At 41.8% G+C, this 24,901-nt stretch carries 23 protein-coding genes; 6 read left to right on the top strand and 17 right to left on the bottom strand.

Annotated features, from left to right (window positions below; translation table 11 throughout):
• From B7692_RS08020 to B7692_RS08000, 5 genes are all read right to left on the bottom strand, one after another.
• Complete coding sequence (locus B7692_RS08020) at nucleotides 1-2,031, bottom strand: bacteriocin-associated integral membrane family protein (protein WP_000825283.1); 2,031 nt, start codon at nucleotides 2,029-2,031, stop codon at nucleotides 1-3.
• A gap of 76 nt (nucleotides 2,032-2,107) precedes the next feature.
• Nucleotides 2,108-2,404 (bottom strand): lactococcin 972 family bacteriocin, encoded by a 297-nt coding sequence (locus B7692_RS08015; RefSeq protein ID WP_000815396.1) that lies wholly within the window; start codon nucleotides 2,402-2,404, stop codon nucleotides 2,108-2,110.
• Between the two features lie 446 nt (nucleotides 2,405-2,850).
• Complete coding sequence (locus tag B7692_RS08010) at nucleotides 2,851-3,762, bottom strand: helix-turn-helix domain-containing protein (RefSeq protein ID WP_084930392.1); 912 nt, start codon at nucleotides 3,760-3,762, stop codon at nucleotides 2,851-2,853.
• 71 nt (nucleotides 3,763-3,833) lie between these two features.
• Nucleotides 3,834-4,394 (bottom strand): ribonuclease M5, encoded by a 561-nt coding sequence (rnmV, locus tag B7692_RS08005; protein WP_084930391.1) that lies wholly within the window; start codon nucleotides 4,392-4,394, stop codon nucleotides 3,834-3,836.
• Nucleotides 4,394-5,167 (bottom strand): TatD family hydrolase, encoded by a 774-nt coding sequence (locus B7692_RS08000; protein ID WP_084930390.1) that lies wholly within the window; start codon nucleotides 5,165-5,167, stop codon nucleotides 4,394-4,396. The genes rnmV and B7692_RS08000 overlap by 1 nt, the downstream gene beginning before the upstream one ends.
• Before the next feature lie 156 nt (nucleotides 5,168-5,323).
• Here B7692_RS08000 and B7692_RS07995 point away from each other — a divergent pair, with 156 nt between their 5' ends.
• Complete coding sequence (locus B7692_RS07995) at nucleotides 5,324-7,168, top strand: APC family permease (protein WP_084930389.1); 1,845 nt, start codon at nucleotides 5,324-5,326, stop codon at nucleotides 7,166-7,168.
• A gap of 331 nt (nucleotides 7,169-7,499) precedes the next feature.
• Here B7692_RS07995 and B7692_RS07985 read toward each other — a convergent pair whose 3' ends face one another.
• The 4 genes from B7692_RS07985 to B7692_RS07970 form a co-directional block, all read right to left on the bottom strand.
• Nucleotides 7,500-9,464 (bottom strand): peptide ABC transporter substrate-binding protein, encoded by a 1,965-nt coding sequence (locus B7692_RS07985; RefSeq protein ID WP_084930388.1) that lies wholly within the window; start codon nucleotides 9,462-9,464, stop codon nucleotides 7,500-7,502.
• 138 nt (nucleotides 9,465-9,602) lie between these two features.
• A complete protein-coding gene (rpmH, locus tag B7692_RS07980) occupies nucleotides 9,603-9,737 on the bottom strand; it encodes a 50S ribosomal protein L34 (RefSeq protein WP_000831905.1) in 135 nt (44 codons plus the stop codon).
• A gap of 144 nt (nucleotides 9,738-9,881) precedes the next feature.
• The gene (locus B7692_RS07975; protein WP_000666474.1) at nucleotides 9,882-11,096 is read right to left on the bottom strand and encodes a pyridoxal phosphate-dependent aminotransferase; all 1,215 of its coding nucleotides are present in this window, start codon (nucleotides 11,094-11,096) and stop codon (nucleotides 9,882-9,884) included.
• A 156-nt stretch (nucleotides 11,097-11,252) separates the two neighbouring features.
• Nucleotides 11,253-11,555 carry a hypothetical protein gene (locus tag B7692_RS07970; RefSeq protein ID WP_192855496.1) on the bottom strand — a complete coding sequence of 101 codons (303 nt, stop codon included), beginning with the start codon at nucleotides 11,553-11,555 and terminating at the stop codon, nucleotides 11,253-11,255.
• Nucleotides 11,556-11,716: 161 nt separating this feature from the next.
• Here B7692_RS07970 and B7692_RS07965 point away from each other — a divergent pair, with 161 nt between their 5' ends.
• Complete coding sequence (locus tag B7692_RS07965) at nucleotides 11,717-12,169, top strand: universal stress protein (protein ID WP_000079148.1); 453 nt, start codon at nucleotides 11,717-11,719, stop codon at nucleotides 12,167-12,169.
• Nucleotides 12,170-12,305: 136 nt separating this feature from the next.
• Here the strand turns inward: B7692_RS07965 and B7692_RS07955 are convergent, their stop codons facing one another.
• Nucleotides 12,306-13,697 (bottom strand): Cof-type HAD-IIB family hydrolase, encoded by a 1,392-nt coding sequence (locus B7692_RS07955; RefSeq protein WP_084930386.1) that lies wholly within the window; start codon nucleotides 13,695-13,697, stop codon nucleotides 12,306-12,308.
• A 65-nt stretch (nucleotides 13,698-13,762) separates the two neighbouring features.
• Between B7692_RS07955 and B7692_RS07950 the strand changes: the two genes are divergently transcribed.
• Nucleotides 13,763-14,725 carry an asparaginase gene (locus tag B7692_RS07950; protein ID WP_033687293.1) on the top strand — a complete coding sequence of 321 codons (963 nt, stop codon included), beginning with the start codon at nucleotides 13,763-13,765 and terminating at the stop codon, nucleotides 14,723-14,725.
• Nucleotides 14,726-14,776: 51 nt separating this feature from the next.
• Here the strand turns inward: B7692_RS07950 and ccpA are convergent, their stop codons facing one another.
• Entirely contained in the window at nucleotides 14,777-15,787 is a 1,011-nt protein-coding gene (gene ccpA, locus B7692_RS07945; RefSeq protein WP_084930385.1) for a catabolite control protein A, read from the bottom strand.
• A 235-nt stretch (nucleotides 15,788-16,022) separates the two neighbouring features.
• On the opposite strand from ccpA, the gene B7692_RS07940 reads away from it, so the two are divergent.
• Nucleotides 16,023-16,340, top strand: coding sequence for a DUF960 domain-containing protein (locus B7692_RS07940; protein WP_000886034.1), 318 nt, complete (start codon nucleotides 16,023-16,025; stop codon nucleotides 16,338-16,340).
• A gap of 45 nt (nucleotides 16,341-16,385) precedes the next feature.
• Here B7692_RS07940 and folK read toward each other — a convergent pair whose 3' ends face one another.
• The 6 genes from folK to B7692_RS07905 all read right to left on the bottom strand — a co-directional run bounded on the left by folK (nucleotide 16,386) and on the right by B7692_RS07905 (nucleotide 22,462).
• Nucleotides 16,386-17,198, bottom strand: a complete 813-nt coding sequence (gene folK, locus B7692_RS07935; protein WP_084930384.1) for a 2-amino-4-hydroxy-6-hydroxymethyldihydropteridine diphosphokinase — start codon at nucleotides 17,196-17,198, stop codon at nucleotides 16,386-16,388.
• 158 nt (nucleotides 17,199-17,356) lie between these two features.
• A complete protein-coding gene (gene folE / locus B7692_RS07925) occupies nucleotides 17,357-17,911 on the bottom strand; it encodes a GTP cyclohydrolase I FolE (RefSeq protein WP_004247172.1) in 555 nt (184 codons plus the stop codon).
• Nucleotides 17,892-19,214 (bottom strand): bifunctional folylpolyglutamate synthase/dihydrofolate synthase, encoded by a 1,323-nt coding sequence (locus B7692_RS07920; protein WP_084930383.1) that lies wholly within the window; start codon nucleotides 19,212-19,214, stop codon nucleotides 17,892-17,894. Before B7692_RS07920 ends, folE begins: the two co-directional genes overlap by 20 nt.
• 1 nt (nucleotide 19,215) lies before the next feature.
• On the bottom strand, nucleotides 19,216-20,190 hold the full coding sequence (gene folP, locus B7692_RS07915; protein ID WP_192855495.1) for a dihydropteroate synthase: 975 nt from the start codon (nucleotides 20,188-20,190) through the stop codon (nucleotides 19,216-19,218).
• A gap of 93 nt (nucleotides 20,191-20,283) precedes the next feature.
• A complete protein-coding gene (locus B7692_RS07910) occupies nucleotides 20,284-20,991 on the bottom strand; it encodes a CPBP family intramembrane glutamic endopeptidase (RefSeq protein WP_192855494.1) in 708 nt (235 codons plus the stop codon).
• 52 nt (nucleotides 20,992-21,043) lie between these two features.
• Nucleotides 21,044-22,462 (bottom strand): NCS2 family permease, encoded by a 1,419-nt coding sequence (locus B7692_RS07905; protein ID WP_000359266.1) that lies wholly within the window; start codon nucleotides 22,460-22,462, stop codon nucleotides 21,044-21,046.
• A gap of 189 nt (nucleotides 22,463-22,651) precedes the next feature.
• On the opposite strand from B7692_RS07905, the gene B7692_RS07900 reads away from it, so the two are divergent.
• Nucleotides 22,652-23,464: a Cof-type HAD-IIB family hydrolase gene (locus B7692_RS07900; RefSeq protein ID WP_084930381.1), complete on the top strand. Its 813-nt coding sequence runs from the start codon at nucleotides 22,652-22,654 to the stop codon at nucleotides 23,462-23,464.
• Between the two features lie 329 nt (nucleotides 23,465-23,793).
• Nucleotides 23,794-24,813: an alcohol dehydrogenase AdhP gene (gene adhP / locus B7692_RS07890; protein ID WP_000649144.1), complete on the top strand. Its 1,020-nt coding sequence runs from the start codon at nucleotides 23,794-23,796 to the stop codon at nucleotides 24,811-24,813.
• Nucleotides 24,814-24,901: the final 88 nt, after the last annotated feature.

Below are 24,901 nucleotides of genomic sequence, written 5' to 3'. Positions count from 1 at the left end.
TTATTTTCCTTTCAATACTGCCATGCTACCAGCTTCTTCTTTTTTATCCTGTCTAACTAAAATCAACAGAGCGTTAAGCGTAAACAAAGCTACAACTAGAGCGCTAATCAAGCTATCTCCTGTCAAAACACTAGATAGGATTAGCCCAAGTAAGAGAACTCCTCCTTGCGCCAGTAAGTACTTGCCATGAAGCTCATAGATTGTCATACCAGAAAGACGTTTAATCATGATCTCCCGTCTAAACTGCTCAAAATAGAGAAGATTCATGGAATCAAATAACAAGATAGCCGTAGATAGAGTCAAAATAGTCCCAATAAGGAGAGAGTAGAACTCCATCCGTTTGTCATTTAGTACCTTGGCAAAAAATAGCTGGCTTTTTACCAAATAAGAGACCTTGTGATACAGACCTTGCTCTTTTAGAGCTGTGATGCTGTCTTGATATTGATCTAATTTCAAGGCACTATTAGCCGTAGTTCCCCATAACATCCCTGCAACAGGTCTTGTTCCAGTCGCTTGCGGCGTTAAAACTACAATAATCGGATCTTTTAGGTACTGGCGTGTCGTCTTGTACCCATCGTTATAGAGGAAGCGTTCCTGTCCTGTTTCTGTAAAAGCTAGCGTTACCTGTGGGAGGTAGTGTTTCTGACTCGTCACTTCTACACTTTCAGATGAAAAGTTTTGCAGGTAATCTGTAAATAATCCTTGATAGTAGGCAGACTGCTCTCGCAAGCTCTCAGGCAAGATCAGCCCAAACTCTCCCTCAGACAAGTTTTGCATCTTATCCATAAACTCTGAAGAAACGGTAATCTTTTCTTCTATCAGATAGCGCGGTGAGACATAGATGACATTCCCTGACGGTGTGTAGTCATTGAGACGATTGCCATCTAGGTCCACTTCTGCTCCATCTGAGAAATTGTCAACATTGCTCATAATATAAAAAGAGTCTGTATTGGCTAACCGTTCTTCAGTAAATGTCTGCCACTCACGATTATCCTTACGCATTCCTTCTTCATCGGCAAATGCACTAGACCAACCAAAGGATAGACGGTAACGGTCTGAGGACTGGCTCCATTTATCGCTAGCTCTCTCCATTTCCTGCATTTCACGGTAGTGGGGTAGGAGAGCAGTCGCACTCGAGCCGACCACCAGCACGGCCAAGAGTTGCCCCACCATCATCAATGTCATCATACGTTTGAGAGGGAGTTTCCCTTTCAATAGATCCACCAGACTATTTTCTTGTAAACCAAGTAGATACACGATACTTAATAAGGTAGAAATCCCTACCAAGGCCAATCCATAAAGCAAAAGACCAATGATGACCAGTTGTACCGTTGCCATAAACAAGGCACCTTGATACCAGAGAATCCCCAATCCCAAAAGACTGGATACCAGCACTGAGCAGATAAGCTGTCTCACATCTTCTAACACTGGTCTGAGAGCCACCCCAAACAAGCTCTCACCAGCTATTAAGCGAATCCCTGCTTGACGAAGGGACTTGATCCGATAAATCAGGGTCAGACTCATAAAGGTCAGCAGAAAAATAGCTAGACTCAGTAGCCCCATAGGGGTGGCCGCCAATAATAAGACTATCGAAAATGGATCTTCTCCATTCGAAACAAAGCCTTGATAACCAAGTTCTTTCAAGGTGGTCTGTAAACTCACTCCATCCAAACTTCCTGACACAATCAAGTAAGACCCTAATAAATCACTCGTTTCTGAACTCTCCTTGGAGGAAATGGTCAGACCTTCTGGAAGCTCTCCCTCACCATAAGTGGCATAGATAAAGCGTGTTTCTCCAGCTTCATTTGGCTCAACAATCCGACGGGCGATGAGACTATTATGCTCTACCGCCAAGTGACTCAAAGCCTCTGTCACCTCTTCGCGACTAGCTACTGGTTGATTTATCACCATTCCTGTCACATCAACAGAAGGATAGTTACCAAATAAAATCTCTTCTCGATGGTCAACGGAAGTTATCACCATATAAAGCGATACCAATACCATTGAAATCAAAATAAATAAACGTTTCATCATTTCCTCCAAAAAGTTACTTGGTCACTTAGTGAGAAGGTGACCAAGTAAAGCTAAACAATAGGGCTATACCATTCTAAACATTATAGTAGAATGCAACTTTCTCTCCCCAAGAAGTACGAATCCATGCACGAGAAGTCCCTCCAGCACCAGCATATCCCTTATCAGATGAACCAGTTTTTCTACTAACAACTGTTGAGCTATGATATTCTGAAGAGTGATAGTAGTTTGAGTAAGCACCTCCGTCACCTGAACCATACGTCCAGACACCACCATCTGGATACTTAACCGCGGCCGATACTACTGCTACACTTCCACCTAATGTTGCTGCAATGCTCGCTACAAGGGCTAATTTTTTAACTGTTTGTTTCATATTGATACTCCTCTATTTTTTATTTTATCATAAATATTTATTATATATTGTCCATTTTCTATTCAAGTAAAACTAAGTCCTGGATCATAGACCTTTTCAAAGCAACACCTCATGGTATCCTCTCCTTATTTTTCTAATTTAGTCTATCAAGTTGTATTTATTATATGTTATGAATAAATTTTTTGAGACTAAGTAGACATAACTAAATTTTATTTAAACCACCAAGTAACTAAATAAAATAAACTAAAAAAGTTCATACTGTAATCTCCTTTCACATTTTTATTAATTATAAATTATTCTTAAATAAACTCAAAGGACATCAATGTCCTTAAAATAGAACCATTTCGTGTCATTTTTAGCTTATATATAAAAAACAGTCCTAAAGACGAACTTTAGAACTATTTCAATACTAGAACAAGGACATTTTTGTCACTGATTCACTATGTTTATAAATATTTTTTTAAATCTTCTTGCCACTGTTTCTCCAACATAGTAACTAAATAAGAATTTTCTATTATATCAGCAAATAGCTTCGATTTCTGATAGAACTGTTCGGCAGAAACATAATCATTGTTTATTATTAGAGATAATTTCCACTCCAACATTAATATAATTGGTTTCTTCTGAAAATCTTGTGTTTTTTCCATTATATGATTAAGGCTAAAGATATAAGCTCCGAGTGAATCATAAGACGACAAATTATCCAAACAGGCTAGACCCGAAAACAAAGTGTTACTTAAAGCAAACAGATATTCTGGTGCAATTAATTCTACATGATTTGTCAAACGAACTAAAAACGAATGAATTCTGTTAATTTCTTCAATCTGATTTTGACCTTGTTTTATCTTTGTAAGCACTATAGCAAAATATAAGTTGATAACTTCTAATTCATTTATCAAAAACAATTCCTTATCATAAATTGTTTTAAAATAATCGTCCAGTACGGTTTCCCCATATTCTGGTCGTCCGCTTCGAATAACATCTATCGTTGCTCTAGTAGCTTCAAACCATATTTTTTCCTCATTAGGAAGTTGCTCATAAAATAAATCCTCTATCTCTTCCAAACACGCTTCCTTCTTATCATACTCCTCTTCTTTACCATAGATTGGTTCACGTAAAATTTGGTATTTCAATTCTAAATAAGCAGGAGGAAGAGCTGAAAAATCCGGCATAAGGATATAAGCTGGAACTCCTAGCCGGCGAGCAATATAGTCTAACTTGGGCAAACTTGGTTGCGAAGCTCCACTTTCAATTCGCGACAGTTGACGAACTGTCAGTTCTTGCTCATCTCCACAAAAATCTGGACGACTAATTCCTTTTTCTATCCGAATCTCTTTAATTTTTTGACCAATTAACATCAGACGCCTCCTCTTCTACCTGCTTCGAAAAATACTGTGAAACTTAAAAAATTGTAACGGCTACATCTTTCCTACTCATAAGATTTCATAGCTTCTTCCACTTCTGCCAAAGTAACCCCAAACAACTCTAGGCGTTTGAGGAGTTGCTTACCGTTAGAATAGCCGATTCGGAGAGCATCTCCTAGATATTCTCGTCGCTTACGGCTATCTGACCCTGCTAGAAAACCAAGGCGAATCAAGTCGCTACGACTGATGTCAAACTGACTCTCATGTTCAAATTGTTCTGTCACCTGAGCTAGAGCCGTTTTCAAATCTTCATAGCTGGCATGCTCAATTCCCAGAGAACGCCCCTTGGTTTTGGACTTGGGAACAGCTTCATCTCGTTTGAGGAAGGCATGCTGAACCGTTGGAATGGCCGTCATGATCATGCGCCGAATCCGCTCCCCATTAAAATCTGGGTCTGTAAAGACAATGACTCCATGACGTTGGTGCAAGCGCTGAATCCGCTCTATATCCTGATCATTGATGGCAGAACCTCGGGTCTCATAGGTCTCTACATCGAAGTAACGTTTGAGATTGGCCGTATCATCGCGCCCTTCGACCACGATAACTTGAGAAATTTTTTCTTTCATTATTTGCTGTCCAATCCAAAAATTCGCTCCGCATTTGCAGTTGTTACCGCCGCTAGCTCTTCTGTCGTCATACCACGCAAGTCGGCGATAAAGTCCACTACATAGCGAGTGTAGGCTGTTTTATTTTCACGACCCCGCTTGGGTACAGGTGCTAAGTAAGGCGCATCTGTTTCCACCAAAATCTTGTCCAAAGGTAACTCTTTAGCTGCTTCTTGGATGTCAGTTGCTTTCTTAAAAGTCACCACTCCTGAGAAGGAAATAGTCATACCAAGCTCGACAAACTTCTCTGCCCATTCAAGTGTTCCTGAGAAAGAATGCATGATGCCACCACGAGGACCAACTCCCTCGCTCTTGATAATCTCATAGGTATCTTCCAGCGCATCACGGGTATGGACCACAAAAGGTAAATCCAAGTCCTTAGATAACTGAATCTGACGGCGAAAAACCTGCTCCTGCACTTCTTTGGGCGCTGTCATCCAATGGTAGTCCAAACCAATCTCACCCAAGGCAACCACCTTGGAATGCTTGAGCTTATCAAGCAAGTAGGCTTCAATCTCCTCTGTATAAGTCCCAGCTTCTGTAGGATGCCAACCAATAGTTGCGTAGAGTCGGTCATACTCATCCACCAACTCCAAAGCACGCTCAATCGTCGGTTTATCAAAACCAACAATATTCATCTGTGTCACACCCATCTCAGCAGCCAAGGCAATTTCTTCTGCCTCACGACCCGCAAATTCTTCTACATTCAAGTGTGTATGTGTATCAAAAATCATCTCTTCTAACCTCGTTTTCTATCTTCTATTATACCAAAAAACTGCCCCCTCTCCTCATCTGTAAAAAATATTCTAAAATCCATCGTCGTCTCTTGACGCTATTTTCCCAAAGCAGTATAATAGCACTTATTGAAATTTTCAGAAAAGGAAATGACCATGTTTACAAAATTAAAACATACATTTATCGGTCGGCCTCTTAAGTCCTTAACAGAAGGCGAGGGAGGGCTGCTGGGAAAAATGCAGGCCTTAGCCATGTTGTCAAGCGACGCTCTATCTTCCATTGCCTATGGGCCTGAGCAAGTAGTCCTCGTCTTGGCTAGTCTCTCTCCACTTGCTATATGGTGGAGCCTTCCTATCGGCCTTTTTGTCCTCCTGCTCCTAGCCAGTCTGACCGTCTCCTACCGTCAAATAATCCACGCCTACCCTCAAGGAGGAGGGGCTTATATGGTTACTCGAGAAAATCTATCTCCCCAACTTGGCTTGATTGCTGGAGGTAGTCTTCTGGTTGACTATATGTTGACCGTAGCGGTGTCTGTTGCTTCTGGAGCTGACGCTATCACAGCAGCTCTCCCTGCTCTTCACCCTTACAACCTCCACATCTCCATTTTTCTGGTTTGCTTGCTCATGCTCTTGAACTTACGGGGCTTAAAAGAATCTGCCAGTTCACTGATGATTCCTGTCTATCTCTTTATCATCAGCACTGTCTTTCTCTTGCTCTATGGAATCTTTCAACTAATGACAGGTTCTCTCAGCTATCAGGCAACTTCACCTATTGGGCATGCTGTTCCGAGCCTGTCTATCGTTCTCGTTCTAAGAGCTTTTACCAGCGGATCTGCCTCTCTTACAGGGGTTGAAGCTATTTCAAATGCCGTTCCCTTTTTCAAGGCTCCAAAAGAAAAGAATGCCGCTCAAACCTTGACCATTATGTCACTGATTTTAGGTTTTCTTTTTGCAGGCATTACCTTCCTAAACTACTGGATGGGGATTATGCCTCAACACGGAGAAACTATTCTTTCACAGATGGCTCAAGGCATCCTTGGCACTTCTTTCTTAGGCCATCTTGGGTATTATATCTTCCAATTCTCCACAGCCTTGATTTTGGCCGTAGCTGCAAATACTGGCTTTTCGGCTTTCCCTATGCTGGCTTACAATATGGCTAAAAACAAATACATGCCCCATCTCTTTATGGAAAAAGGAGACCGCCTAGGCTACTCCAATGGAATTTTAACTCTGGCATTTGGGGCTATGATTCTTCTTCTCATTTTTAATGGCAATACCGAACGTTTGATTCCTCTCTATACTATCGGTGTATTCGTGCCCTTTGCCCTTTCTCAGACTGGGATGATTCGCCATTGGAAAAAAGAAAAAGGAGCAAATTTCTTAAAACCTGCTCTTGCTAATATCCTTGGGGCAATCATTTGCTACGCGATTGTACTAATCTTGCTCTTTTTCCGTCTCAGTGATATCTGGCCCTTCTTCCCGATTATTCTCGTACTCACCCTACTCTTCTTAGCAATTCACAGTCATTACCAAAAAGTAGCCCAACAACTGCGACTCTATGAAGGAATCGAAAAACGTACCTACGATGGCAATCTTGTCCTCGTCCTAGTAGGAAATGTTACCAGAGTCAGCGTCGGAGCCATTAACTATGCCCAAAGTATCGGTGACGAAGTCTTAGCCATGCACATTTCTACAAAGGAAACCGCAGAAAAAGACCAAGAAATTCTCCAAGAATTTGCCGATTACTTCCCAACCATTACTCTGAAAAATATCAAGACCAGCTATCGTGACATCATCACCCCTACTGTCAAGTATGTCAAACGGATTTCCGAGGAAGCTCAGAAAAAGAACTATACAGTCACTGTCCTCGTCCCCCAGTTTATCCCTAATAAACCTTGGCAAAATATCCTGCACAATCAGATGAGTCTTAAACTCAAATACGCCCTTCGTTGGCACCAAGACGTCGTTGTCGCTAGCTACTCTTATCACTTAAAAGAATAAATAAAAGGCCCTACCAGAAGCAAGAAGCTCTGGCAAGGCCTTTTTCTGAATCCAGTCACTATGCTTATACTCAATGAAAATCAAAGAGCAAACTAGGAAGCTAGCCGCAGGCTGCTCAAAGCACTGCTTTGAGGTTGTAGATGAAACTGACGAAGTCAGCTCAAAACACTGTTTTGAGGTTGCAGATAGAACTGACGAAGTCAGCTCAAAACACTGTTTTGAGGTTGTGGATAGAACTGACGAAGTCAGTAACATACCTACGGCAAGGCAACGCTGACGTGGTTTGAAGAGATTTTCGAAGAGTATTAACTGAAAAGCATGACTAGGAATACTATTGAATATGGTTAGCTAAATCTTCCTGAGCTTTTTTATTTGACTCAGCTTTTTCTTTTAGCCATTTTTCATAGAGTTCTTGGTACTGTTTAGCAGTTACTGGCTCTTTTTGCAATTCAACATATTTATAGTTGTCTGCATCTCCTTTGTGTCCAACGAATGAGAATGGTCCTGTAAACGGTATAGTCTTACGGAAGATTGGGTTGGCTCCACCACTTTGAACTGGTAGGAACAAGGCGCTATCTGTCAACCAAGCTTGGGCTTCAGCATATTTTTCGTAGCGAGCTTGAGTATCTGTGATTTCCGCATCAGCCTGATCCAAGAGTTTCTTGTAGTCAGCAAGACCAATCTTGTCCTTAACTTCCTTGTCTTTTCCTTCAGACAAGCCCATATTTTTCAACTGAGAACCTGTCTCTGGGTCTAGAATCGCTAGGTAAGTCTTAGGATCAGAGTAGTCTCCACCCCATCCTGAGATGTCGATATCGTAGTCTTTTTGTTCTGCTGTATCTGCAAAGTAGGTTGCTTGGTCTTTTTCATCTGGAGAAAGTTGGATAACATCGATGACCACATTCTCCTTACCAAGGGTTTCTTCCACTGTTTGTTTGAAAGAGCCGGCCTGTTGCACATCTAATTTAGCAGTCTGGTCAACTGGCATATCTAAATGAATTGGGAAAGTTACTCCCTGTGCTTGCAGACTTTCTTTGGCCTTGGCAAACTTCTCTTTGGCCTTGTCAGGATTCAAGAAGGCTTGCTTACCATCGTTTAGATTGATATTTGCCCAATCTTTACCATAGTTGACAATTTTCTCATTAACAACATCACCGAAGTTCTTATCACCAACTTGGACAAAGTCACTTGGTGTAACCGTGTTACGCAAGATACGGTCTGCTCCATCTTCACCATTTGTCTGCGCTGCATAAGCATGACGGTCAAAGGCAAAGTTGATAGCCTGACGGAAATCTTTATTTTGCATGGCTGCGCGTGAATCCGTCTTTTCCTTATCAGACTGTTTCATAGTCTGCTTGTAGCTTTGACGATTCACGTTGAAAAGATAATAGAAAGTAACTGAGTTTTGCGGTGTGTAGGTAATCTTGTCCTCATTCCCCTTCTTGAGTTCAGCAAAGACTGAACTTGTTGGGAAGATACGGCCATCTGTATAGTTACCATCCAAGAAACCTCTAGCAATGCTGTCTTGGTCAGAACCGTCAAAGAAAGAGAGTTTCACTTTCTCGATTTTAACATTGTCCTTATCCCAGTAATTAGGGTTTTTGTCAAGTTCAATCAAAGATTTGGATGTGAATGATTTAAATAAGTAAGGACCATTTGACAAGATACTTGATGGTGTCACACTTCCAAAGTCATCTCCCTGAGACTTCAAGAAGGCTTCATTTACAGGACTAAGGATACTTGCTGTTGTTTTAGAGTTCCAATAAGTCTCAGGTTGGTTGAGAGTGTATTGTAGCGTGTAATCATCCACTGCCTTAACACCAACAGTTGCAAAATCAGATGATTTCCCTTCAACATAGTCTGCTAGTCCCTTGATAGAGTCTTGAACCAAGTACAAGTTCTCAGCTTTTTTATCAGCCGCATACTTGAGACCAGTCACAAAATCATGAGCCGTCACATCCGCATACTCTTCTCCTTCAGAAGTGTACCATTTAGCTCCCTGACGGATTTTATAAGTGTAAGTCAAACCATCTTTTGACACGGTCCATGACTCAGCCATAGAGGGGATGAGATTGCCATACTGGTCATTTTCCAACAAACCATCAACCAAGTTGGTTGTGATACTAGATGTAGAGTCTCGTGTAGAGGTAATGTAATCCAAGGTATCAGGGTTGCTGACAAAGATATAAGAGTATGTCTTGTCTGCATTGCTTGATTGAGATGACCCGCATGCCGCTAGAGCTAGACCTGCTGTCAAAGCCATAGCTCCAAAAAGCATAACTTTTGATTTCTTCATGATTATTCTCCATTTTTTACAGTATGTGAAATATTATACACTATTTGAGCAAAAATATAAAGCCTTTTTGAACTTTTTTACAAAAATAAAAATCAGTAGACTCGAGTTCCTACTGATTTTTGTTATGGTTCGTTTGGATTATGCAGCCAAAACTTTGCGTCCTTTACGACGACGAGCTGCCAATACGCGACGACCGTTTTTAGTTGACATACGGTTACGGAATCCGTGTTTGCGCGCACGACGAAGTTTACTTGGTTGATAAGTACGTTTCACGATGAATACCTCCTCATAGATTTTGTATTCGTTTAGCCGGCTATAAAGTGATCAGTTACTAAACATACTTTACTATTCTATCTGATTCTTTCACTTTTGTCAATAGCTCTAGGCAAATGTTTCCAGCTTTTTCGAATGTAAGCCCTATCTACGATACTGTTTCAAGAAACGAGTCATCTTTTCTTGGATTTGGGCTAGTTCATCAACACGAGGAAGGTAAACGATACGGAAGTGGTCTGGTTCCTGCCAGTTAAAGCCTCGACCATGAACCAAGAGAACCTTTTCCTGCTTCAAGAAATCAAGGACAAACTGTTCATCATCATCGATACGGTACATATTGCGGTCGATTTTAGGGAAGATATAGAGTCCAGCCTTGGGTTTAACGGCAGACAAACCTGGAATATCTTGAATGGCATTGTAGATGAAGTTTCTTTGCTCGTAAATTCGTCCACCTGGAAGGAGCAATTCATCAACTGATTGGTGACCACCCAAGGAAGTTTGTACGACTTGTTGGGCCAAAACGTTAGAGCAAAGACGCATATTGGACAGCATATTGAGCCCTTCGATATAGCCTTTAACATGTGTCTTAGGTCCAGACAAGACCATCCAACCTACACGGAAGCCAGCAATACGGTGGGATTTTGATAAACCATTCATGCTGACACAGAAGACATCTGGCGCCAAGCTCGCCACAGGCGTATGCACGTGTCCATCCATGACCATGCGGTCGTAAATTTCATCCGCAAAGATAATCAAATCGTTTTGACGGGCAATCTCAATAATTTCCAGCAAGAGTTCTTTAGGATAAAGGGCTCCAGTTGGGTTGTTTGGATTGATAAGGACGATTGCCTTGGTATTGGAAGTGATTTTTGACTTGATATCGTCAATATCTGGGTACCATTCTGCAACTTCATCACAGATATAGTGAACGGCATTTCCTCCAGCTAGGCTGACAGCCGCTGTCCAAAGAGGATAGTCTGGCATTGGCACCAAGACCTCGTCTCCATTGTCCAAAAGCCCCTGCATGGACATGACAATCAACTCACTAACACCATTTCCAAGATAAATATCATCAATATCTACATTTGGGAATTTCTTCAGTTGACAATACTGCATAATAGCCTTACGGGCTGAGAAAATCCCCTTGGAGTCAGAATATCCTTCACTATCACGTGCATTCATAATCAAATCATGAATGACCTCGTCTGGCGCTGTAAAGCCAAATTCTGCTGGATTTCCTGTATTCAGACGTAAAATCTTTTCTCCATTTGCTCGCATCCGCATGGCTTCTTCCAAAACAGGGCCACGGATATCATAAGCAACATGCTCTAACTTACTAGACTTGTTATATTCTTTCATCTTGTTTCCTCAATTCATCAGGATAGTAACATTATACCACTAGAAAGAGAATGCGACAAGTTTACTGAAATGTGTTACTAGTTTCGTATAGAAGAAAAACCTCGCTAAAAGCGAGGTCGAGACAGGGGAGATAGCAGGTATTTTGCGAAAGTCACATTACATACCAAAAGATAAACCTAGAAAAAGCAAGCCTAAAAAGGAGTCATAAAGAAGATTGAACATGAGGAAAAGTCCCCATATCATCAAGTAATCCCAACGCCCACTTCGTTTTGCAACTAGGAATAAAATTAGATGGTAGAGTACATGAAAGACTAAAAAACCTATAAACCCTGGATAGAGAAGCGGAATTAGCTTCTCTAATTGCCAGATCATGATAACTTCTAGCAAGACTGAAACTAGGATGATTCCATAATAAAGGAAATTTGAATTTTTTGTTTCTTGAAAAGCGTTTTTCATCATTCTCCCTCCCTTCACTTCTTTCCTGCTATCCTTTCTTTTATTTTATCATATATTTATATAGATTTTAATCGCTAACATTCTTTTGAAAAATACTTTTTTTGCTTTACTTCTATAGTGAAAAGGTTTACAATTATAGTAAGAAAATTTCAGGAGGTTTCATTATGGCACAACGTTACCAAAATATCATGGTCGCAATCGATGGTTCTAAAGAAGCGGACTTGGCTTTTGTCAAGGGAGTTCATTCTGCTCTACGAAACGACGCTAAACTCACCATCGCCCATGTCATTGACACACGCGCACTCCAAAGCGTATCCACCTTTGATGCTGAAGTTTACGAAGAACTCCAAGTCGACGCTGAAAGTTTGATGAAAGAGTACGAAAAACGTGCTAAAGATGCTGGTGTGGCAGATGTTCATATCGTCATTGAAATGGGAAATCCAAAGACCCTACTAGCGCGTACCATTCCCGATGCTGAAGAAGTGGACCTCATCCTTGTTGGCGCAACTGGCCTCAACGCCTTTGAACGCCTCTTGGTCGGTTCTTCATCTGAATACATTCTCCGCCATGCTAAGGTCGATTTGCTGGTTGTGAGAGAACAAGAGAAAACCTTATAGTCACGAAGAAAAGGAGCTCAGCGCTCCTTTTTGTTTACTGTTTATACTCTTCGAAAATCTCTTCAAACCACGTCAACGTCGCCTTGCCGTACTCAGGTACAGCCTGCGGCTAGTTTCCTAGTTTGCTCTTTGATTTTCATTGAGTATTATTTCTCTCTTTATGGCGCTCATAAGCCTTGAGCTGGCGCTGCAGTTCCTTTTTAATAGCAGGTTCTGGAGCATATTTTTCTTCCCAATCATCTGGTTTTAAGATTTTATGGGTCACTGGATCAAAGTGAGCCTTGCCATCTGGGAAAATTTTCCCCATATTAGCCTGATGGACGATATCAAAAATACGTTCTGGGTCCACCCCCATCAAGACAAAACTACCGTAGGTAAAGTAAAGCGTGTCAATCAGGGCATCTACCTGACCTATCAAATCTTGCTGAGCAGGCGTCTTCTTAGCCACTTTATCGGCCGCCTTATCAAGAGCTTGATGAAGTTGCGATAGAGCTTGACCAAAGTCCTCTTCAGAAGGACTGGCAGCTCGAACAAACTCTACCAATTCTTCTATTTTAAAGCCAGCCCTGTGGGTTGCACCTTCTAAATCCCAAGCTCGAGGTTCTTCTTGAGTTCGTTCGTCCATCATGTGGTGGAAGGTCTTGACCTTATTGAAATGATAGTCACGGCTGACAAAGACTTTTTCTGAAGCCAAAACACCAAAATGTTCCAAAGCCTTGTGGATTCCGTCTTGCTGATTGCTAGTGGTAATGTGCTTGGCAACTTCCTTGACACTGCTACTACCATTTCCCATAGCGACCGACATACCGACACCAGCCAGCATTTCAAGGTCATTATCTGAGTCACCAAAAGCCATCACTTGGTTGAGATCAAAACCATATTCTTTCCCAACTCGTCGAATGCCTTCCAATTTAGAGTTTCCTTGATTGATGACATCTGCTGCAAAAGGATTGCTACGTGTCAATTTCAAATCTTCAAAATCAGCTGCCGCTTTCTCAGATTCTTCTGGCGTCATCAGCATCAAAACTTGGTAGATAGGCTGATTCATCAGTTGAAGTAAGTCTTCTTCCTTTTGGGTAACAACCTTGCTAACCATACGATTAAAGGAGTGACTCACCGTCCGAGTTAAAACAGAGGGAACGAAGCGACTGATTCGTTGAGAAAAAGAACCCAGACCAAAGGACATGATTTTAGAACCCAGCATAGCATCCTTGGTCCCTAGGGCAATCTCCTTACCTTCTTTTTTAGCATAAGTAATTAGCTGGCGCAAATGTAACTTGGAAATAGGACTCGTGAACAAGACCCTGTCTTTAGTAAAGATATACTGGCCATTGTAGGTTACCGCAAAGTCCAAATCCAAATCGTCCATCAATTCCTTAACAAAAAAAGGTCCTCGACCTGTCGCTACGCCGACAAGTACCCCTTGCTCTTTGACGATTTTAATCGCGTCCTTAGTGGATTTCAAAACACTCTTGCGATCGTTGACCAAGGTTCCATCGATATCAAAAAAAACAGCTTTGACTTCCATCCTGTCCCAATCTCCCCTTTTGTGATACAATGATTATACCACATTTCAGAAAGAGTGAGTAAATCATGCCTAAGAAAATCCTTGTTTTACATACGGGTGGGACTATTTCCATGCAGGCCGATGCTTCTGGCGCTGTTGTGACGAGTTCGGATAATCCCATGAACCATGTGTCCAATCCCCTCGAAGGAATCCAGGTCCACGCCCTAGACTTTTTTAACCTGCCAAGCCCTCATATCAAGCCCAAGCATATGCTGGCCCTCTACCAAAAAATCAAAGAGGAAGCAGATAACTACGATGGAGTGGTGATTACACACGGAACCGACACTTTAGAGGAAACAGCTTATTTCCTTGATACCATGGAAGTTCCCCACATGCCCATCGTTCTAACAGGGGCCATGCGCAGCTCCAACGAACTCGGTAGTGACGGTGTCTATAATTATCTGAGTGCTTTACGAGTGGCTAGCGATGACAGGGCTGCTGACAAAGGAGTTTTGGTCGTTATGAACGATGAAATCCACGCTGCCAAGTATGTTACCAAAACGCATACAACCAACGTCAGCACCTTCCAGACTCCAACACACGGGCCACTTGGTCTGATTATGAAACAGGAAATCCTCTACTTTAAAACAGCTGAACCTCGTGTCCGCTTTGACCTTGATCACATACAAGGATTAGTCCCTATCATCTCTGCTTATGCTGGTATGACAGATGAGCTGATTGATATGCTGGATTTGGAACAATTGGACGGTTTGATTATCCAAGCCTTCGGAGCTGGTAATATTCCAAAAGAAACGGCTCAAAAATTAGAAACCCTTCTGCAAAAAGGAATACCAGTCGCCCTGGTTTCACGATGCTTTAACGGTATTGCCGAGCCTGTTTATGCCTACCAAGGTGGGGGCGTGCAGTTGCAAAAATCTGGTGTCTTCTTTGTTAAAGAACTCAACGCCCAAAAAGCCCGCTTGAAACTCCTCATCGCCCTCAATGCCGGACTAACAGGGCCAGCTTTGAAAGACTATATGGAAGGGTAAGTCTCTTCTCTAAAAACAAATCAGGAAATCTTCACGATTCCCTGATTTTTTCTATTTCCGTTTTCGTGTCGAACGACGTTCTGTCAAACCATGAGGTAAGAGAACTTCACGTTCTTCCAACTCTTCCTTGTGCATAATCTTAGTCAACATACGCATACTAATAGCACCAAGGTCATAAAGAGGTTGGGCAATAGTTGTCAAGTTTGGACGGGTAAAGCGTGAGATTTGTGAATCATCACTAGTAATGATTTCAAATTCTTCTGGTACTGACACACCCTTATCAGCAAGACCGTTCAAGACACCTGCTGCCAATTCATCACCTGTTACAACTGCTGCAGTTGCGTTTGATGAAATCAAGCGTTCTGCCAAGGCATAGCCGTCTTCATAAGTGTATTTAGATTCAAATACCAATCCTTCGCTATAAGAAATCCCTGCTTTTTTCAAGGCTTCCTTGTAGCCAACCAAACGAACCTTACCATTGATATCATCCACTAGTGGACCGCTAACGAAAGCAATGCGCTCATTTTCTTTAGCAAGGTAGGTTACTGCATCAATCGTTGCTTTTTTGTAGTCAATATTGACACTTGGAAGCTGATGTTCTACATCCACAGTTCCTGCAAGAACAACCGGTGTTCGAGAACGAGAAAACTCTGAACGAATTTTTTCAGTCAAGTGGTAGCCCATAAAGATGATACCATCCACTTGCTTAGAAAACAGGGTATTGACAACTGAAACTTCCTTGTCATCGTCCTCATCACTATTAGCAAGGACAATATTGTACTTGTACATTTCAGCGATATCATCAATCCCTTTGGCAAGCGTTGAGAAATAACCATTGGTAATATTGGGGATCACAACACCGACAGTGGTTGTCTTTTTACTTGCAAGACCACGCGCCACGGCATTTGGACGGTAATCCAAACGATCAATCACCTCAAGCACTTTTTTACGGGTGTTCTCTTTTACATTCTTATTGCCATTGACTACACGGCTAACCGTCGCCATTGAAACTCCTGCTTCACGGGCGACATCATAAATCGTTACTGTATCGTCTGTATTCATTCCATTTCCTTTCTATATCATACCTCACGAGACTCCAAAAAAGAGACGGTATGAAAATTTCGTTTTCATGCTTCTACTTATTCCATTTTATCACTATTTGTAAACACTTTCAAGCTTTTTTTGAAGATTATTTGAAAAAATTTCATAGAAAGCTATGTTTATGAAGAAAAAATCGCCTTTTCTTGATTTTTAATCCTATTTGCTGTATGATAAGGGAAAGAAAGGGGGTAGAAATATGGCTTTTACCAATACCCACATGCGATCGGCTAGTTTTGGCATTGTTACCAGCTTGCCTGATGACGTTATTGACTCTTTTTGGTATATCATCGACCACTTCTTAAAAAATGTCTTTGAATTGGAAGAAGAACTTGAGTTTCAATTGCTTAATAACCAAGGAAAAATTACCTTCCACTTCTCAAGTCAACACCTCCCTACAGCCATTGATTTTGATTTTAACCATCCCTTTGACCCTCTTTATCCCCCGAGAATCCTGGTTTTAGATATGGACGGTAGAGAAACTATCCTCCTCCCAGAAGAAAATGACCTATTTTAAAAACTCTAGCCTTCAGTTGCAAGTGACTGAAAACTAGAGTTTTTTCTATTTTTTCAAAGCATCATACAAGTTGCGGATCGGTTGCTTTAAGGTAGGATGGATAAAATGAGGCGCAATTTCTTGAAGAGATTCAAGGACAAAAAGGCGTTCCGCTATGTAAGGATGAGGCAAGATGAGGTCGTCTGTATAAAGGATTTGGTCCTCCACAAAGAGCAAGTCCAAATCAATCAAACGAGGTCCCCAATGCACTTCTCTAACCCTTCCCATCTCTGACTCAATGGCTAGTAAGGTATCTAACAAGACTGGGGCGGGCAACCAGGTTTCCACCTCAACCACTTGATTAGCAAAGCTATCTTGCTCCACACCACCCCAAGGCTCCGTCGTTAAGACACTGGACTCTTTGAGAATATGGATACCTCGAGCTCGCGTTTTCTCAATGGCTTGCTCCAAGTTTGCTTGTTTATCTCCCATATTGCTTCCTAGGGCGATAAAGGCTCGTTGCTTGCGACGATGAATGGTTACCGAGCAAGTATCTAGCGGCAAATGCACTGGCGCCCAAGGTTTTTTCAGTTCCAGCTGAATTTCTTGGACAAGAGGATAAGCCTCAAAAGTACGTTCCACCAGTTTATAAGCTACCGTTTCAATCAAATCTTCACTCGTTTCCTGAAACCAAGTCGTCCACTGCTGACACAGTTCTCCATAATGGACAGAAGCCGTTAAATCCAAGTCTGTAGCCGACTTGGTCATATCATAGGATAGGATAGCTGAAACGACAAACTTTTGCCCCAATTCCTTCTCACTAGGAAAAAGACCATGATAGGCAAAAATTTCCAAATCCTTAATCTGCAGTTGATCCATAATGATTCCTTTCTAGAAAAATCCGCCCAAAGCGGATTCTTTTTATAGTCAATGAAAATCAAAGAGCAAACTAGGAAGCTAGCCGCAGGCTGCTCAAAACACTGTTTTGAGGTTGCAGATGGAAGCTGACGTGGTTTGAATTTGATTTTCAAAGAGTATTATAGTCCCATTAAACGATAAGCCTGATCTCGGAGGTCCTTATCTGTTTCAAATAGACCACGAGCTACTGTCGTCAAGGTTGCAGTGCCTGGTTTTCTGACACCACGCATGCTCATACACATATGTTCCGCCTCAATGACAACAAAGGCTCCTTTAGCACCTAGATACTCCATCAAGGCATCGGCCACTTCGATATTCAAACGTTCTTGAATTTGTGGTTTTTTCGAATAAACTTCAACCGTACGGGCTAGCTTAGACAAACCTGCCACACGACCATCTGGAATGTAGGCAATATGTGCTCTACCATAAAATGGCAAGAAGTGGTGTTCACACATGGTATGGAAAAAAATATCCTTTTCTACCACCATATTATCGTCAATAATCTCAAAGGATTTTGACAAATGTTCCTCCGCTGTTTGACCAAGCCCTGAAAAAATCTCTTGGTACATACGGGCCACACGAGCAGGCGTTTCCTGCAAGCCCTCACGGTTAGCGTCCTCTCCGACAGCCTCGATAATCATTTTTACAGCTGTTTCAATCTTTTGTGTATCCATTCTCGTTTTTCCTCTCCATCAAATAGGCTCTCACTTGGCTCAAGAAATACAAGGAACCCGTGACAATCCTAACTGTTTGTTTCTCTTCTTTTTTATCTGTCAATTTCTGCTCTAGAAAATCCTGCCAACCTTGGTAGCTGAGATTTCTAGACTTGGCTGCCTCTTTCAGCACGTTTTCATCAGTCGCCCGACTATCGTCAAAATGTGTCAGGGTAAGCTCGGTATCTGGAATTTGCTCCAACAAATCCAACATATCCTCCAAGGCCTTGGTTTTGATACAAGTAAAGAGGATTTCCTTACGATAATCCGCAAAGCGTTCTTGCAAAGTTGCTAATAAAGCCTTGATAGCATGGGGATTGTGGGCTCCATCCAAAATCATCAAGGGATCTCTTGACACAACTTCCAAACGCCCTGGCCACCTTGTTTCTTCCAAGGCTTGAGCAAGCAAGTCATTGCTTGCTAGTTCTCGACCATCTTCTTGACAAAAATTATCAAGTAAAGCTATGGCCATCCCAGCATTCTCTATCTGGTGCAAACCAAGCAAACCAGTCTGAAAACGACCTTGTCTGACAACACTTGTATAGTCAAAGACTTCGCCTGTAACCACACTCTTTTGATGGCTGACTTGATAATCTTTCCCATAGGCAAGTCTCGGCGCATTTTTATCTTCCGCAATAGCGTCAATGACAACCAAAGCTTCTGGAGCCATACGACCTGTTACCAAAGGAATACCTTGTTTGATAATACCAGCTTTCTGCTCTGCTATAGCTTCCAAGGTGTCACCAAGTAGGGCTACATGGTCCAATCCAATAGTCGTAATTCCTGTCAAAATGGGCTGACAAACATTGGTACTATCTAAAAGCCCACCCATGCCGACTTCCATGATAGCCACATCTACTTGCTCTGAAGCAAAATAGTCATAGGCTATGGCTGTGATAATCTCAAATTCGGTCGTTCCTTGTAAAGCAAGGCCCTTCTCCCCCTCAAGCAAAGACTGATAGTCCACCATGAGAGCTTCTAGTCTCGCTTCTGGGATAGATTCCCCATTGATGCTAATCTGGTCTGTGTAATGAATGAGATAGGGCGAGCTAAACACGCCAACTCTCAGCCCTAGCTTTTCCAACATATTTTTCAAAAAAGCAATGGTCGAACCCTTGCCATTGGTCCCTCCGATATGGATAACCTTGAGTTTGAGATGGGGATTGCCACGCAAAGCTAACAGTTCCACCATTCGTTCCAAGCCAAAATGCGGTTGGTCCGTCCGGTAGTTAGCAATCCACTGATTGTTTTGAATTTCTTTCATCTTATTTATATTGTTTTAAATCTAGATTTTCCGCTTCATCAGCCAGACGAATGGCAGAGGCAATTTCAACTGCCATCCTGTGACTAGCTACATCATGCACGCGCACCACTTCCACACCCTGTCTCGCAGCGATACTGGTTACATGAGCCGAAGCCGTATCTCGATTGCGGAAACCAAGCTCTGTCTCAGGATCGACTTCGAAGCCATTTTCTTCAAGAATATTGATAATAAATCGCTTGCGCGATACTCCGAGAAAGATTGGATAGCCTTTCTGATGTAGTTTATCTAGGTCCCGTAAAAGAAGCAGATTTTCTTTCTTGGTCAGACCAAAGCCAATTCCTGGATCCAACAGGATATTTTCTTGTGCGATTCCAGCTTGATTCGCTCTCGCTAAGGCTCTGTCAAAGAAAGCCTCCATGAAGTCTTCGATTGGCAATGTTTCAAAGTCAGCTAACTCTTCCTCTGTAAAAGCTTGTCCAAAACCAAAATGAGGAAAGATGAGCGAGCTAGGGTGCTGAGGTCGCGCCATGACTGGATTAAACATAATGACTACTTTCGCTCCAGCATTTGCAACCACATGGGCCATTTTTTCATCACCCATGAAACCAGTGATATCATTGACTAGATTGGCACCAGCAGCCAAAGCAGCCTCTGCTACCTGACTCTTCCAAGTATCAATAGAGATAAGGACATCACTTTCCTTGCGAATCGCTTTGATCACTGGAACAACACGCTGGATTTCCTCTTCTATCTCAACATAGCTGCTTCCCGGCCGAGTCGATTCTCCGCCGATATCTAGCATACTAGCACCTTCTGCTATCAATTTACGAGCCTGCTGGAGTGCTTGCTCAAGAGCAAAAAATTGACCACCGTCCGAAAAGGAGTCTGGGGTTACATTGATAATTCCGCAAATAGCTGTCTTTGCATGATTGGCTTTACTTGACATATCGGTCACTCCCTCAAGGCTTTTCATCATATCATTTCTCTATTTTACCATAAAAAGAAAAAGATGGACACGATTGCATTCATCTTTTTCCCAGTAGAAACAAGTAAGCAATTGTCAAAAATCTTAAACAGAAATCCCTAATGTCCGACTCAAAATCACCACGAGAGCCAGCAAACAGAAAGCAACCCCATTCACAATCATGTGAAGTAAGATAGACATTTCCAAACGTTGGGTCTTGTAAGCCGTCCAAGACAGAACGATCGACATACCTCCATAAATCAATAAAGAAGGTAAATTACTTGGTTGATGCAATAAAGCAAACACAATCGTACCGACTATAAATCCCAAGTTCTCTTTTCCTCGGAAAATCTTTTTAGGAACAATCCCACGGCACAAGATTTCCTCACAAATTGGAGCAAGCAAGGCCAACAAGAAGAAACTGGAAATCAGAGAACTATTCTGAACCATGTCGTTAATCTGAGACTGATTCCCTGTTGTCGTCTCATTTGACAGTTGTAACAAGATAGATCCAAGTATATTTGACCCGATAATAACTAAATAACTCAAGCCCAAACGTGCCAAATCCTTAGCTCTAAAAAAAGAAAAATTAAAACTTGCTAATTGTGTTTTACGAGCTCCAAAAATAAATAGTGCCAACACTACAATCGAAATACCAGCAACTATCAGTCCTGACTGTAACAATGGTACTGCATTTAAAGTTAAAATAGCAGTAACCCCTATAGGAATCTGATATAAAATTGTCGCTAGCAGAAAGATTAACAGCCAACCTGCACGATTCAATAATTCTTTCCAGATACTTTTCTCTTTCATCACCTATCTCCTTTGTATTAAAAAAGGGGGAAATTCCCCCTGGGTTATCCTATTATAAGGCCATGCTGATGTAGTTAAGGATAAACAAGGCATCCAAAATCCAAATCATGACATGAACATCTTTAGCTTGACCTTTAACAAGCTTAGTCAAAGTGTAAGTCAAGAAACCAACTGCAATCCCTTGAGTGATAGAGTAGCTGAATCCCATAAAGATAGATGTGAAGAAAGCAGGAACCGCTTCAGACATATCATCCCAATGGATATTTTTCAAGCTAGCCAACATCATAATCCCAACGATAATCAAGATTGGAGCTGTAGCGGCTGTTGGTACAATCGCTAGAAGTGGGCTAAAGAAGCTTGAGATCGCAAAACAGATTGCCACGACCAAGGCTGTCAAACCAGTACGTCCACCTGCACCGATACCAGCAGCAGACTCAACATAAGTCGTTACGTTTGAAGTACCTGCAATGGCACCAATTGAAGTACCAATCAAGTCAGAGTAAAGAGCCTTGTCCAACTTAGCTGATTGGTGATTTTCACCATTTGTCGCTACGATACCAACTTTTTCACCTGTACCGATCAAGGTACCAATCGTGTCAAAAATATCTGTCAATGAGAAGGCAAGAATGGCCATCAGAGTTTCAGGCAAGCGAGCTGTATCTGAAATCAAAGCTCCCAAACCTTCTGAACCAAGAGCTGCACCAAAGACTGTCTTCAAGTCTTCAAAGGCTGCACCAACATGGTTATTAGCAAAATCGATGCTTGACAAATCTACCAAACCAACTGCAATAGCAAGAATAGTTGTTGTCAAGATAGAAAGGATAATTCCCCCTTTAATCCCTTTAATGACAAAGAAGATAGTAATGGCAAGTCCTGCAAGAGCCACCAAAACAGCTGGATTATTAAAGCTAACCAAGCCTGGAACTGCTGAAGAGTTTGCTGCAATCGTTGCTTGAGCCTTGTCAGCCCCTTCTCCTACAACAGTATAGTTACCTGGATCAATCGTAAATTTCAAAAGTCCAGCATTCTTAATCCCTACATAGGCAAGGAAGACACCGATACCAGCTGAAATAGCTGAGCGAAGGGCATTTGGAATCGATTCAATGATCATTTTACGAACATTTGTCAAGGTAATAATCAATGAGATAATTCCACAGATGAAGACCATAGCTAGGGCTTCTTGCCAAGAATAACCGAGTCCAAATACAACTGTAAAGGTAAAGAAGGCATTAAGTCCCATACCTGGCGCTTGGGCATAAGGTAAGTTAGCGTAGAAGGCCATCATCAGGGTACCTGCTACTGCACCAATAATTGTTGCGAGAAACACACCCTGAGCAGGCATTCCTGTTTGCGAAAGAATTTGTGGATTTACAAAGAGAATATAACTCATTGCAAAGAAAGTTGTTAAACCAGCGAGAACCTCTGTACGAACGTCTGTACCATTCTCTTTTAGTTTAAATAATTTGTCCATTATCAATCTCCTTTTAATTTTTACGAACAATAATAGAATTATATCACTTATCATTCACTTTTTCAATATCTTTGTTTGATTTATTTAAGAATTTGATGAAATTTCTTTTTTTGTTTCGAATCTGCTTTTCTGCCTGCTTTCTGTTATAATAGTAGACATCTTATCTGGAAAGACACTAGAAAGGTTTATATGACGAAAAAAATTATTGCAGTTGACCTGGATGGAACCCTGCTCAACTCAGACAGTCAGATTTCTGACTTTACCAAAGAAACTATTAAAAAAGTTACTGAAAAAGGGCATCAGGTTATTATTACGACAGGTCGCCCTTACCGCATGTCAAAAGATTTCTACCGTGAATTAGGCTTAGACACTCCTATGATTAATTTCAACGGCTCCCTTACTCATTTACCAGACCAAGCTTGGGACTTTGAAAAGTGTTTGACCGTAGACAAAAAATATCTGTTAGACATGGTTCAACGTTCAGAGGACATTCAAGCTGATTTTATCGCTGGAGAATACCGTAAAAAATTCTATATCACAAATCCCAATGAAGAAATTGCCAATCCCAAACTATTTGGGGTAGAAGCTTTCCAGCCTGAAGATCAATTTCAGCCAGAGTTGGTGACCAAGGATCCTAACTGTATCCTGTTACAGACCAGAGCCAGTGACAAGTATGCCTTGGCAAAAGAAATGAACGCCTTCTACCAGCATCAACTGTCTATCAATACCTGGGGCGGTCCGCTCAATATCCTTGAGTGTACCCCAAAAGGTGTCAATAAGGCCTTTGCTTTGGACTACTTGCTCAAGGTAATGAACCGCGACAAAAAGGATTTGATTGCCTTTGGAGATGAACACAATGATACCGAAATGCTAGCTTTTGCTGGGAAAGGTTATGCAATGAAAAATGCCAACCCAGAGCTACTCCCCTATGCAGATGAGCAAATTTCCTTGACAAATGACCAAGACGGGGTTGCCAAAACCCTGCAAGACTTATTCTTATAACCTATACTGATACTCAATGAAAATCAAAGAGCAAACTAGGAAGCTAGCCGTAGGCAGTACTTGAGTACGGCAAGGCGAAGCTGACGTGGTTTGAAGAGATTTTCGAAGAGTATGACCAGCTTGCAAGCTGGTCTTTGTGCTCTTTTCACAGTCTCATCAACCAGTTAATCGATTGTTCTACTTTTTGCCTCCAAAACCTTGGAAAAGGCTTTCTTTTGTGATATAATTCACATATAAATACAAGAGAGCTCGTCATACTCAACTCTGTTGATACAAAATCAATCCAGTCCTGTTTCTCCTGCTCTCCGTTAATATCAAGGAGGATAGCTATGAAAGCTGTTGTTGTAAATCCAGAAAGCACTGGTGTTGCTATTGAAGAAAAAGTACTCCGTCCACTTGAAACTGGGGAAGCACTTGTAGAAATTGAATATTGTGGTGTTTGCCACACTGACCTCCACGTTGCCCATGGTGACTTTGGTCAAGTACCAGGCCGCGTCCTAGGACACGAAGGTGTTGGTATCGTTAAAGAAATTGCCCCAGATGTTAAAAGCCTTAAAGTCGGCGACCGCGTCAGCGTTGCTTGGTTCTTTGAAGGATGTGGCACTTGCGAATACTGTACAACTGGTCGCGAAACCCTTTGCCGTACAGTGAAAAATGCCGGCTACTCAGTAGATGGTGGTATGGCTGAACAATGTATCGTAACTGCAGACTATGCTGTTAAAGTTCCTGACGGACTTGATCCAGCCCAAGCCTCTTCTATCACATGTGCTGGTGTAACAACCTATAAAGCTATTAAAGAGGCCAAAGTTGAACCAGGTCAATGGGTTGTTCTTTACGGCGCTGGTGGTCTTGGTAACCTAGCTGTTCAATATGCTAAAAAAGTATTCAATGCTCATGTCATCGCAGTTGATATCAATAACGACAAACTTGCCCTTGCAAAAGAAGTAGGAGCTGACATTGTTATTAACGGCCTCGAAGTTGAAGATGTACCTGGACTCATCAAGGAAAAAACTGATGGCGGAGCTCATTCAGCTGTCGTAACTGCTGTGTCTAAAGTTGCCTTCAACCAGGCTGTTGACTCAGTTCGTGCTGGTGGTCGCGTTGTCGCTGTCGGCCTTCCTTCTGAAATGATGGAACTCAGTATCGTAAAAACCGTTCTAGATGGAATCCAAGTCATCGGTTCTCTCGTTGGAACTCGTAAAGACTTGGAAGAAGCCTTCCAATTCGGTGCAGAAGGTTTGGTAGTTCCAGTTGTTCAAAAACGTCCAATAGAAGATGCCGTAGCCATTTTCGACGAAATGGAAAAAGGTCAAATCCAAGGACGTATGGTACTCGACTTCACCCACTAATCTATTAGAAACCTATTTTAAAAGTTGGAATGCGCTTCCAACTTTTTTATATTAAATTTTTAAATAAGGATTCAAAAAAACTTCTCTA

Origin of the sequence: Streptococcus mitis, assembly GCF_002096925.1 — a bacterium.
GTDB classification, from domain to species: Bacteria; Bacillota; Bacilli; order Lactobacillales; family Streptococcaceae; genus Streptococcus; species Streptococcus mitis_AF.
Note: the sequence above shows the minus strand (reverse complement) of the source record. Positions and strands in the feature narration are given on the sequence as shown.

Excerpts from the sequence above, each read along its gene's own strand:
- B7692_RS07940 (WP_000886034.1), top strand. The coding sequence starts at position 16,023 with ATGGCTTTTACCAATACCCACATGCGATCGGCTAGTTTTGGCATTGTT.
- B7692_RS07955 (WP_084930386.1), bottom strand. The coding sequence starts at position 13,697 with ATGGAAGTCAAAGCTGTTTTTTTTGATATCGATGGAACCTTGGTCAAC.
- B7692_RS08010 (WP_084930392.1), bottom strand. The coding sequence starts at position 3,762 with ATGTTAATTGGTCAAAAAATTAAAGAGATTCGGATAGAAAAAGGAATT.
- B7692_RS07910 (WP_192855494.1), bottom strand. The coding sequence starts at position 20,991 with ATGAAAGAGAAAAGTATCTGGAAAGAATTATTGAATCGTGCAGGTTGG.
- adhP (WP_000649144.1), top strand. The coding sequence starts at position 23,794 with ATGAAAGCTGTTGTTGTAAATCCAGAAAGCACTGGTGTTGCTATTGAA.
- ccpA (WP_084930385.1), bottom strand. The coding sequence starts at position 15,787 with ATGAATACAGACGATACAGTAACGATTTATGATGTCGCCCGTGAAGCA.
- folK (WP_084930384.1), bottom strand. The coding sequence starts at position 17,198 with ATGGATCAACTGCAGATTAAGGATTTGGAAATTTTTGCCTATCATGGT.
- folE (WP_004247172.1), bottom strand. The coding sequence starts at position 17,911 with ATGGATACACAAAAGATTGAAACAGCTGTAAAAATGATTATCGAGGCT.
- B7692_RS07920 (WP_084930383.1), bottom strand. The coding sequence starts at position 19,214 with ATGAAAGAAATTCAAAACAATCAGTGGATTGCTAACTACCGGACGGAC.
- B7692_RS07950 (WP_033687293.1), top strand. The coding sequence starts at position 13,763 with ATGCCTAAGAAAATCCTTGTTTTACATACGGGTGGGACTATTTCCATG.
- B7692_RS07900 (WP_084930381.1), top strand. The coding sequence starts at position 22,652 with ATGACGAAAAAAATTATTGCAGTTGACCTGGATGGAACCCTGCTCAAC.
- folP (WP_192855495.1), bottom strand. The coding sequence starts at position 20,190 with ATGATGAAAAGCCTTGAGGGAGTGACCGATATGTCAAGTAAAGCCAAT.
- B7692_RS08000 (WP_084930390.1), bottom strand. The coding sequence starts at position 5,167 with ATGATTTTTGATACACATACACACTTGAATGTAGAAGAATTTGCGGGT.
- B7692_RS07995 (WP_084930389.1), top strand. The coding sequence starts at position 5,324 with ATGTTTACAAAATTAAAACATACATTTATCGGTCGGCCTCTTAAGTCC.
- B7692_RS07975 (WP_000666474.1), bottom strand. The coding sequence starts at position 11,096 with ATGAAAGAATATAACAAGTCTAGTAAGTTAGAGCATGTTGCTTATGAT.
- B7692_RS08020 (WP_000825283.1), bottom strand. The coding sequence starts at position 2,031 with ATGAAACGTTTATTTATTTTGATTTCAATGGTATTGGTATCGCTTTAT.
- B7692_RS08015 (WP_000815396.1), bottom strand. The coding sequence starts at position 2,404 with ATGAAACAAACAGTTAAAAAATTAGCCCTTGTAGCGAGCATTGCAGCA.
- B7692_RS07965 (WP_000079148.1), top strand. The coding sequence starts at position 11,717 with ATGGCACAACGTTACCAAAATATCATGGTCGCAATCGATGGTTCTAAA.
- B7692_RS07985 (WP_084930388.1), bottom strand. The coding sequence starts at position 9,464 with ATGAAGAAATCAAAAGTTATGCTTTTTGGAGCTATGGCTTTGACAGCA.
- B7692_RS07970 (WP_192855496.1), bottom strand. The coding sequence starts at position 11,555 with ATGATGAAAAACGCTTTTCAAGAAACAAAAAATTCAAATTTCCTTTAT.
- B7692_RS07905 (WP_000359266.1), bottom strand. The coding sequence starts at position 22,462 with ATGGACAAATTATTTAAACTAAAAGAGAATGGTACAGACGTTCGTACA.
- rnmV (WP_084930391.1), bottom strand. The coding sequence starts at position 4,394 with ATGAAAGAAAAAATTTCTCAAGTTATCGTGGTCGAAGGGCGCGATGAT.